Source organism: Propionispira raffinosivorans DSM 20765 (genome assembly GCF_000381065.1).
In the GTDB taxonomy this organism is placed as follows: Bacteria; Bacillota; Negativicutes; order Selenomonadales; family Selenomonadaceae; genus Propionispira; species Propionispira raffinosivorans.
The window spans coordinates 84,774-94,154 of the sequence record NZ_KB905857.1; the positions used below are offsets into that span (position 1 = coordinate 84,774).

8 protein-coding genes, 3 tRNA genes and 2 rRNA genes are annotated in these 9,381 nt (G+C 39.8%); all 13 read right to left on the minus strand.

Annotated features, from left to right (window positions below; translation table 11 throughout):
* On the minus strand, positions 1 to 2,238 hold the full coding sequence (gene hypF / locus F606_RS0114255) for a carbamoyltransferase HypF (protein WP_019554562.1): 2,238 nt from the start codon (positions 2,236 to 2,238) through the stop codon (positions 1 to 3).
* Positions 2,235 to 2,735: a hydrogenase maturation protease gene (locus tag F606_RS0114260; protein ID WP_019554563.1), complete on the minus strand. Its 501-nt coding sequence runs from the start codon at positions 2,733 to 2,735 to the stop codon at positions 2,235 to 2,237. The genes hypF and F606_RS0114260 overlap by 4 nt, the downstream gene beginning before the upstream one ends.
* Positions 2,732 to 3,409: a hydrogenase nickel incorporation protein HypB gene (gene hypB / locus F606_RS0114265; RefSeq protein ID WP_019554564.1), complete on the minus strand. Its 678-nt coding sequence runs from the start codon at positions 3,407 to 3,409 to the stop codon at positions 2,732 to 2,734. Before hypB ends, F606_RS0114260 begins: the two co-directional genes overlap by 4 nt.
* The gene (gene hypA / locus F606_RS0114270) at positions 3,409 to 3,750 is read right to left on the minus strand and encodes a hydrogenase maturation nickel metallochaperone HypA (RefSeq protein ID WP_019554565.1); all 342 of its coding nucleotides are present in this window, start codon (positions 3,748 to 3,750) and stop codon (positions 3,409 to 3,411) included. The genes hypB and hypA overlap by 1 nt, the downstream gene beginning before the upstream one ends.
* A gap of 40 nt (positions 3,751 to 3,790) precedes the next feature.
* Positions 3,791 to 4,033, minus strand: a complete 243-nt coding sequence (locus F606_RS0114275) for a hypothetical protein (RefSeq protein WP_019554566.1) — start codon at positions 4,031 to 4,033, stop codon at positions 3,791 to 3,793.
* Positions 4,034 to 4,054: 21 nt separating this feature from the next.
* A complete protein-coding gene (gene cybH, locus F606_RS0114280; protein ID WP_019554567.1) occupies positions 4,055 to 4,771 on the minus strand; it encodes a Ni/Fe-hydrogenase, b-type cytochrome subunit in 717 nt (238 codons plus the stop codon).
* Between the two features lie 79 nt (positions 4,772 to 4,850).
* Complete coding sequence (locus tag F606_RS0114285; RefSeq protein ID WP_019554568.1) at positions 4,851 to 6,761, minus strand: nickel-dependent hydrogenase large subunit; 1,911 nt, start codon at positions 6,759 to 6,761, stop codon at positions 4,851 to 4,853.
* Positions 6,761 to 7,852: a hydrogenase small subunit gene (locus F606_RS0114290; protein ID WP_033368418.1), complete on the minus strand. Its 1,092-nt coding sequence runs from the start codon at positions 7,850 to 7,852 to the stop codon at positions 6,761 to 6,763. The genes F606_RS0114285 and F606_RS0114290 overlap by 1 nt, the downstream gene beginning before the upstream one ends.
* Before the next feature lie 658 nt (positions 7,853 to 8,510).
* Positions 8,511 to 8,599 (minus strand) — tRNA-Ser (locus F606_RS0114295).
* Between the two features lie 25 nt (positions 8,600 to 8,624).
* Positions 8,625 to 8,700 (minus strand) — tRNA-Trp (locus F606_RS0114300).
* Between the two features lie 6 nt (positions 8,701 to 8,706).
* Positions 8,707 to 8,782: transfer RNA gene (locus F606_RS0114305), tRNA-His, on the minus strand.
* 27 nt (positions 8,783 to 8,809) lie between these two features.
* Positions 8,810 to 8,926: ribosomal RNA gene (gene rrf / locus F606_RS0114310) — 5S ribosomal RNA — on the minus strand.
* Between the two features lie 190 nt (positions 8,927 to 9,116).
* Positions 9,117 to 9,381 (minus strand): 23S ribosomal RNA (locus F606_RS0114315); the annotation flags it as partial.

A 9,381-nucleotide genomic window follows, 5' to 3' on the forward strand; every position in this document is an offset into this window, starting at 1 on the left:
TTAACGCCTCCTTTCTCGTGCAACCACTGCCTGCCCTAAAGACAATCCTCCATCATTGGGAGGAACTTGTCGATTAAGCAAAACAGTAAAATCTATTTCCAACATACGAATCACTTGCTGTAATAATGTCATATTTTGAAATACGCCTCCGCTTAAAGCAACCGTCGATACCCCCGTCATTTTATGCAAACGCCGAATCATCACAACAATTGCATCCGCCATCGTTGTATGAAAAGCTGCTGCTAAATCTCCAATTGCTGCCTGACGATTCGTCAATGCGGCGAAGGTTGGTCTGAAGTCAAGTTCATTTGTCGAAGTAATATCATAAGGTAAAATTTCCCCAACAGCACCATGTGCAGCCATTTCCAGTTCTATGGCAGCCTGCCCTTCATAATTATTATAGAGCCGTAAGCCTAGAAGTGCCGCAGCTGTATCAAACAGACGTCCAGCGCTCGATGATAAGGGGGCATTAATGCCTTTCGCTGTGGCTTGCAGCAGCAGTTTCCAGCCATTTGGTATATTTTTAATTCGATTGGCTTTATGTGATGAAAAATCCACCCCATAAAGCTCCTGTAAAATCCATACAGCCTGACGCCAAGGCTGCCGAACTGCCTTTTCTCCGCCAGGCAGAGGCAAATAGGAACAATGTGCCAAACGCTCATAACTATGGCAGTCTGCTAGCAAAAATTCGCCGCCCCATAACGTTCCATCATCACCATACCCCGTACCATCAAAGGCAACCCCGATTACTGGATCGTTAACATTATGCTCGGCAAGAACTGAGACAATATGTGCATAATGATGTTGAACCCCAATTGATGGTATAGTAAGTTGTTTGGCATATTTTGTTGATAAATATTCGGGATGCAGATCACAAACGACAACTTCAGGATCAATACCAAACAAACGCCGATAATGTTCGATCGATTTTTGGTAAGATAACAAGGTCTGTTGATTTTCCAAATCACCGATATGTTCACTGACGAAAGCTTCCCGCCCCTTCGTCAAGCAAAAAGTATTTTTGGCCTCACCACCGCAAGCAAGCACAGACAGACCATCTTTATGCAAATGTATAGGTGCTGGCGCGAACCCACGGCTGCGCCGCAATAAATAGGGCCGTTTGCGAAATACCCTTACAACAGAATCATCAACACGGCAATGGATTTCACGATTATGAACTAAAAAATAATCCGCAATACCTTTTAATTTTGGATATACCTCATCATCTTTATAAATAATTGGTTCTGCACTTTGATTTCCACTTGTCATGACCCAAACATCATCCGGGTCCAAAAGCAAGAAATGCACTGGAGCATAAGGAAGCATCACCCCGAGATACGGATTTCCGCCTGCAATATCATCAGCCAAAGTCTCGACTGCTCTTTTTCGCAATAAAACAATCGGACCAATTGGTCCAGTCAATAAGATCTCTTCTTCTGTTGACAAAAAACAAATTCGGTGAACCGCTTCTATACTACCACACATAACAGCAAATGGTTTATCCTCACGAATCTTACGAGTTCTTAAGGATCTAACAGTGAACGAATTTTTTGCATCACAAGCTAAATGATACCCGCCAATTCCCTTAACGGCCAAAATTGACCCCTGCTTTATAAACGAATGTGCCATTTTCAATGGATCCGTCACAGCCATTTCATTTCCACTTTGATCTAAAAGTGCATATAACGGTCCACACTTTTGGCAGGCATTCGGCTGAGCATGAAATCGCCGATCATCCGGATTATCATATTCTGACTGACAGGACTTACACATCAAAAAAGGCTCCATCGTTGTCTGCGGACGATCATAGGGAACATCTTTAATAATCGAATATCGCGGACCGCAATTCGTACAATTTGTGAATGCATAACCAAAACGACGATTTTCCGGATGACTCAGATCGTGGCGACAGTCTGAACACGTCGCAATATCTGGCGAGATAAAAGTCGCTCTATCAGCCGATGAGATGCTCTCTTTAATGATAAAAGCCTCGTCTCTCTGCAATGCTATAAAATTAGTTACAATCTCTTCAATTTTAGCCATGGCCGGAGCTTTAACAGGCAAATCTTCCAAAAAACTTGCCAAAGCAGTTTCCGTTCCCTGAATTTCAATCAGAACACCTTGTTCATCATTTAAGATCCAGCCATGCAAGCCAAAATTTTTGGCTAAACGATAAACAAAAGGACGAAAACCTACCCCTTGAACAATACCCTTAACACGAATACCGACCCGCTTCATACAGTTAGACTTTCTGCTTTCCTTAAAGTAGGGATAATATCCCACTTTTTCAATTGATCCAAAACAATTTCAATGGTCTTATCAACAACTGCATCCATTTCCGGAGTCATTTCTATTCCGGGAGAAACAACAAATGGCTGCACTCCCATAACAATAACCTCATCAATTGGTTCATCTACCACTTGCAATGCAGACAATACATCTTGAATTCCCAATTCATGCATGGATATCTTTTCTTGAAAATACGCTTGTACCTGATCACCGGTAAAAAAGAAAAAATCCCCCGGTTTTCCATTGCCATTGATTGCATCAATAACGAGCATTTTTTTCGATCCACTAACAAAACGCATCAATTCCAGCCCGAGTGTACCACCATCTAAAAGCTGTACTTGTGCTGGAAATTCATAACGCTTTTGCATTTTATCAATCGTCCATACCCCAAAGCCTTCATCTTTCAATATAATATTGCCAATTCCTAACAAGGTAATGTCGCTCATATTTCCCCCTCCGTACACAACGCTTTTTTCGCCGCTGTTTTGCTGCGCAGCCAGTCATACCAGGCAAGAAGTCCAGTTTCTTTCTGGCAAGAAACTTCTAGAACATTGATTTGCGGATGAATGCTTGTAATATCATTTTGCGCCGCTGCCATATCAAAATTTGTATAAGGCAGGAGGTCTACTTTATTTAATACGACAATAGCAGATTCTTTAAAAATCAACGGGTACTTCAATGGTTTATCATCGCCTTCAGTGATACTCAAAACCACTGCTTTTGAATCTTCACCTATATTAAATTCTGCTGGACAAACAAGATTACCAACATTTTCAATAATTAACAGGTCTAAGTTGACTAAATCTAATTTTTGCAATACTTTTTGTACCATCAATGCATCCAGGTGGCATCCACCGCTTGTATTGATTTGTATAACTGGTACACCATATTGTGCAATACGATCCGCATCTTTTGAAGTAAATAAATCGCCTTCAATAACCGCCATATGTATTTCATCTTTTAGCGCTGCCATGGTTTTTTCTAACAAAGATGTTTTGCCTGAACCTGGTGAACCCAATAAATTCAAGACAAAAATGCCTTCTTTTTTGAACAGAACCTGGTTTTCCATGGCGATCTGATCATTTTTCCCTAAAATATCTTCCATCACCTGAATTTCCATCAGTCTACCTCCAAAAACTCTACTTGAAGTTCTCTACCCGACACAATTTCTAGATTTGCCGAATCACAATGCGGACACAAAAATCGATATCGTTCTATCTGAGTCGTGGTATCACAATCTTTGCAATGCCCCATAAGTGGTACTCTATGCAATGTAAGATTTGTACCTTCCGCCAGTGTTTTTTTTGACAATGCTTCAAAGCAAAATTGCAAAGCATCCGTTTCGACTCCACTCATTTCCCCCAAAAGCAGCTGAATTTTAGTTACCTTCGTTGCCTGATTACGTGCTGCATAATCTAAAACAATATCTAAAATCCCCTCTGCTATTGCCATTTCATGCATATAAAACCTCCACAGCCGGGCTTACGCCCGGCTGTTCTTTTTAAATAACGGCATCTAACCCACGTTCAGAGAAAATTGCTGTTATTTCTGATAATCTTGTTTTTGCTGGATTATAATCAATCGTCGTTTCACCATCATGGGCATGGATATGTACATGATACACTCCTGGCAGCCCCAATAAAGTACGTTCTACTTCATCCACAATATCTTCTTTATAGCCTTTTACAAAAAACTGAATTTTGGTATTACTGCTTTGTCCCGAGCAGCCACATTCCTTACACATAAAATACCTCCTACAACTACATTATTTTACAGTTTCTGTTTTTTTATCAATAATTTCACCAATATCAACCGGTTCATGACTCAATGCCTTCACCCCGGAAAACATACTCGAAACTTCACCTTCGCCTTCCATAAATTCGGATCTAATTACCATATATACATGACCAATGGCCGATAAAACAATCAACCACGCCACATAATGATGAATCAAGTGAACCGTAAACTCACCACCAACCATTGGATTAATCCAGCCAAATAAAAAAGCACCCATACCATTTGGATTTACCATCAAATACATAGCAAAGCCCGTTAATATTTCAACCAGAATCATCAAATACAAAGCAACATAAGACATTCTCGCCAATGAATTACGCAAATATGACTTATGTGTTGGCTGAATCAACATATAATGAAGAGAAACATCCATCATACACAGCCAAAAGCTCTTTTCCCATACGCGCGGAAATAAACGATCACCTTTATTTACAATAAAGCCATAAATTTTCAAAATAAAGGAAGCCGTCAACGTAAAGGCTGCTAAAAAATGTATATTGCGGATCATATTCAATGACAAAACCATAGCACCAAAAGTTGGTTCTCCATTTACACCACCCGATATCGGTTTCGTAATATATAATCCAGTGAAAAAAAGAGTAATAATACAAAGTACCATAATCCAGTGAAAAATACGTAAAAATGGGCTAAATATATAATATACCTTTCGATAATTTTCACTCATGACAGTTGCTCCCGGCTACAAGTCTGACTCGCAGCTTTTCCTTTCCTGATATTTGGTTGTAAAAAGTTCTGCAAACCCTTCATTCGGTTTTTGTTCCGAGATACGGATCGGTCGTTACTACCCGTAATTTTTTACCCGCAGCATTATATAAATGCGTTGCACAAGCCATACATGGGTCAAAGGAACGAACTACTTTCAAAATTTCCAATGGTTTATCAGCAATCTTAACTTTTGTATCCATCATAGCCATTTCATAAGCACCATGACCGGCTTTTCCATCACGTGGGCATGCATTCCAAGTAGTTGGAACAACCGCTTGATAATTGCTTATTTTCCCATCTTTAATTACAACCCAATGACTTAACGAACCACGTGGTGCTTCATATAACCCTACACCTTTGCATTCTTTTGGCCAAGTCGAAGGATCCCATTTTGTCATATTGGCAACAGCAGTATCACCAGATTTAATATTTTTAACCAATTTATCAAAGAAATATTTGCCAACATACGCGTGAATCTGGGATTCCAAACCACGAACTGCGGTACGTCCGACCATAGTTGTCATCCACACTTCTGGTTTCAGGTTCAAAACTTTTGATACAGCCTCAATTTGATCAACAATCATTTTTTCGACCCAAGTTGGTTCTGGCAATAACCCTTTTTTCATCTTGGTATAAATAATAATATAACGAGCTAGTGGACCAACTTCTGCCATTTTGCCTCGCCATTTTGGTGTTTTAAGCCAAGAGTATTTGCCTTCTTCATCTAATGTTTTCCAATTTGTCTTGGTGCCTTCTTTTGGTCCAGTGTAATTTGCTTTTGTTACACCATCCCAAGGATGTAAATCTTTTCCTTCTGCATCTGGATATTTATACCAAGAGTGTTCAACCCCTTCATTTAAAACATCCGGATCCGATAAATCTTCTGGTTTAAATTCATAAAAAGTCGCCGCTTCTACGCCCTTGGCAAAGTTTTCAACAATACCATTGGACCGCAGTAACAAGTTTTTATGGAAACTTCCGTTGGTTGTTCCCGAAAAAGTATCATCAGGATAATCGCCAAAACCGATAACACGTTCTTTAGCCAAACCGCCACCATCAATATAACCTTTTTTGACGTATAACTGTCCAATAGCTAAAATGTCTGGTACATAGAAATAATTCACTAAATCAATTGTCGTGTTGATAGAACGATCCACAACCGCCAGACGTTCCGTGTTGACTGGTGCATTCATATCATTCATTGAAATTGAACAAGACATTCCACCGACTACATAATGTGGATGTGGATTTTTACCCCCAAATACAACATGTGATGTAACGATGTCACGTTGCTTATCTAACATTTCCAGATAATGTGCCACTGCCATAAGATGTACTTCTGGCGGCAAAATGTCATAATCAGGATGATCCCACCACTGAGCAGCAAAAATACCCAATTGACCGCTTTCAACGATTTTTTTAATTTTGTCTTGCATTGCTTTGAAATATACAGTTGTTGACTTAGGAAATTCTTTCGGATAAGCATTCGTATCAAATTCAATAGGACCTGCAAATGGTAATTTATATGTTTCTAAAATTGTATTTTGTAAAGCTGCCGTTGCCGCTGGATCTGCCTTTAATGCCGAAACAGGGCTGACCCAGTCCAAGGCATGCAAGTGGTAAAAATGGATCACATGATCTTGTACGGATTGTGAAGCAGCCATGATATTTCTTATATAATTCGCATTACGCGGAATTTCGATTTGCAACGCATCTTCTACTGCGCGTAATGAAGATAACGCATGTGCCGTCGTACATACACCGCAAATTCTTTGAATAAATGCCCACGCATCACGTGGATCCCGATCATTCATAATAAGCTCTAATCCGCGCCAAGCTGTGCCGCTGGACAGTGCGTCTTCTACTTTTCCTGTAGTTTCATCTAGCTTTACCTCTACCCTTAAATGCCCTTCAATACGGGTTACCGGGTCGACTACGACTCGTTTCATCAATCCACCTTCTTATCTTCAGGTTTATTTCCATCCGCCTGATGTTTTTTCTTTTGTATAACAGATGCAACTGCATGAACTGCTACACCAGCAACAGTCAACCCAGCCACGGCTGCGCCAACTTTATCGATATCACCGACTGGTTCATAGGACGGCAGACGGTTATAAAACGGTGCATCATCCCAAAAGTTAGGGTTACTACAACCAATACAACCATGACCTGATTGAATTGGATAGGACAAACCGTTCCACCATCTCATATTACCACACGAGTTATATGTTTCTGGTCCACGACAGCCCAATTTATATAAACACCAGCCTGCTTTCGAGCCAGCATCGTCAAATTTTTCCGCAAACATTCCTGCATCAAAAAACGGACGACGGTAACACGTATCATGAATACGATTCGCAAAAAATTGTTTTGGTCGGCCTTCACTATCGAGTGGCGGTAATTGACCAAATAATGCATAATGCATAATAACACCCGTCATAACTTCCGGTATTGGTGGGCAGCCTGGAACTTTGACAATAGGTTTATTCCCAACTACATCTGTTACACTAACCGAGCCAGTCGGATTTGGTTTTGCAGCCTGAATTCCTCCCCAGGTAGCACAAGATCCATATTCAATAATAGCTGCTGCATTTTTCGCTACTTCTTTGACCACTTCGACAAAAGGTCTGCCCCCAGTCATGCAGTAAATTCCATTGTCGGCTGTCGCGACGGCACCTTCGACTGCTAAAATATATTTTCCCTTAAACTGTTCCATAATTTCATGGAGATGTGCTTCGAATGGTTCCCCTGCGGATGCACTTAGTGCATGGCTGTATTCCAAAGAAATCATATTTAATACAACATCTGACGTGAGTGGTGTTTCCGATCTTAAAAATGACTCATCACAACCCGTACATTCATGCCCATGAAGCCATATAACAACCGGTAAAGCATTTTTTTCTGCTGCTGCCACCACGGTTGACAGCATATCTGTACTAAGCCCTAAAATACTGGTAAGTGCAACACATGATTTGATAAAACTACGACGATTCATGCCCTTTCTCAGGTAGACTTCCCACATTGATTCTCTCTTCACTATAACCCTCCTCTTCTGTCCTCGTCTGCAAATGCAACTACAGATAAAATCTCATTCAATCTTTACATCGCCTGCCTTTCAGGTATTTTCATGAAGGTATTTAAATACTATAAAAGCTTCCTTAACAAAGTAAAGAAGCTATTTATATTTTATTTCAGATTACCTATTTGCCATCGTTCTTGTAAATAAAAGTAATCACTTTGTGAAAACAACTTACTCTTCCGTACATATAAAACAAAACTAAAATAATACAATATTAAATTTTATTCCATTATATACCGAATCAAAAGAAAAATCTATACTTATAATTGCATACTCATATTATAACTTTTAATAATATGTTCATAACGAATCTGCGAGTATCATTTCCTTTATTCGTCTAGTAAAAAGAATTAATTAATTTTGTGTACTTTTTACAGACTGACAATTTTTAATTAATTATAATACTTTAGTACATAATCTAATAGTATAATATAATTATATTATACTCATCTATTTTTAACAAGAATCTATTCATTTCTATAAAAATCATAGTATATATTCCATTACTCATAAAATAAATTGTTTAATTTCTATATAAAATTGAACACAAAAAAACACATACAAAATATTTTGTATGTGTTTTCTATATAGATTGACACCTATTAATGATTAAATTAAATGGCGGAGTGGGAGAGGTTCGAACTCTCGCACGCTTGCGCGTCTAACGATTTAGCAAACCGTCCTCTTCAGCCACTTGAGTACCACTCCGCAGATAAAAACTATTCATTTTTAATGGCAGGGGCAGAAGGACTTGAACCCTCAACCAATGGTTTTGGAGACCACTACTCTACCAATTGAGCTATGCCCCTAGAATATGGGGTGACTGAAGGGAATCGAACCCTCGAATACCGGAGCCACAATCCGGCGTGTTAACCACTTCACCACAACCACCATGATTCAAAGTCAAAAATGACTTGCAACCAGCAACTTTCTATCCTCCCAGGGCGTTTCCACCCAAGTACTTTCGACGTTCAAGTGCTTAACTACTGTGTTCGGTATGGGAACAGGTGGGTCCACTTGGCTATCGTCACTGGATTTATTTTGTTTTGCGAGAGTTTGATCTCTCGTGAGATGTTCTCTCATAAGCAGCGAACCAAAACTTTCGTTTTGTGTAAGTCGCTTAGTTCGTTGCTTGCAACGAACTTCCTTGGCTTTTTGAAAGATATATTCTTTCAAAACTATACAGAAGAAAGAAATGTTTGCATTTTAGTTTTCGTTCTGGCTTTAAGTCAAGCCCTCGACCTATTAGTATCGGTCCGCTGCACACATTACTGCGCTTCCACTCCCGACCTATCTACCTTGTCTTCTTCAAGGGGTCTTACCAGATTGCTCTGTGAGAAACCTCATCTTAAGGCTGGTTTCACGCTTAGATGCTTTCAGCGTTTATCCTTTCCGAACGTAGCTACCCAACTGTACTGCTGGCGCAATAATTGGTACACCATTGGTTCGTCCACTCCGGTCCTCTCGTACTAGGAGCAGATCCCTTCAAG

Bases quoted from the DNA above. Each gene is read 5' to 3' on its own strand.
- hypF (WP_019554562.1), bottom strand. From the start codon at position 2,238: ATGAAGCGGGTCGGTATTCGTGTTAAGGGTATTGTTCAAGGGGTAGGT.
- F606_RS0114260 (WP_019554563.1), bottom strand. From the start codon at position 2,735: ATGAGCGACATTACCTTGTTAGGAATTGGCAATATTATATTGAAAGAT.
- hypB (WP_019554564.1), bottom strand. From the start codon at position 3,409: ATGGAAATTCAGGTGATGGAAGATATTTTAGGGAAAAATGATCAGATC.
- hypA (WP_019554565.1), bottom strand. From the start codon at position 3,750: ATGCATGAAATGGCAATAGCAGAGGGGATTTTAGATATTGTTTTAGAT.
- F606_RS0114275 (WP_019554566.1), bottom strand. From the start codon at position 4,033: ATGTGTAAGGAATGTGGCTGCTCGGGACAAAGCAGTAATACCAAAATT.
- cybH (WP_019554567.1), bottom strand. From the start codon at position 4,771: ATGAGTGAAAATTATCGAAAGGTATATTATATATTTAGCCCATTTTTA.
- F606_RS0114285 (WP_019554568.1), bottom strand. From the start codon at position 6,761: ATGAAACGAGTCGTAGTCGACCCGGTAACCCGTATTGAAGGGCATTTA.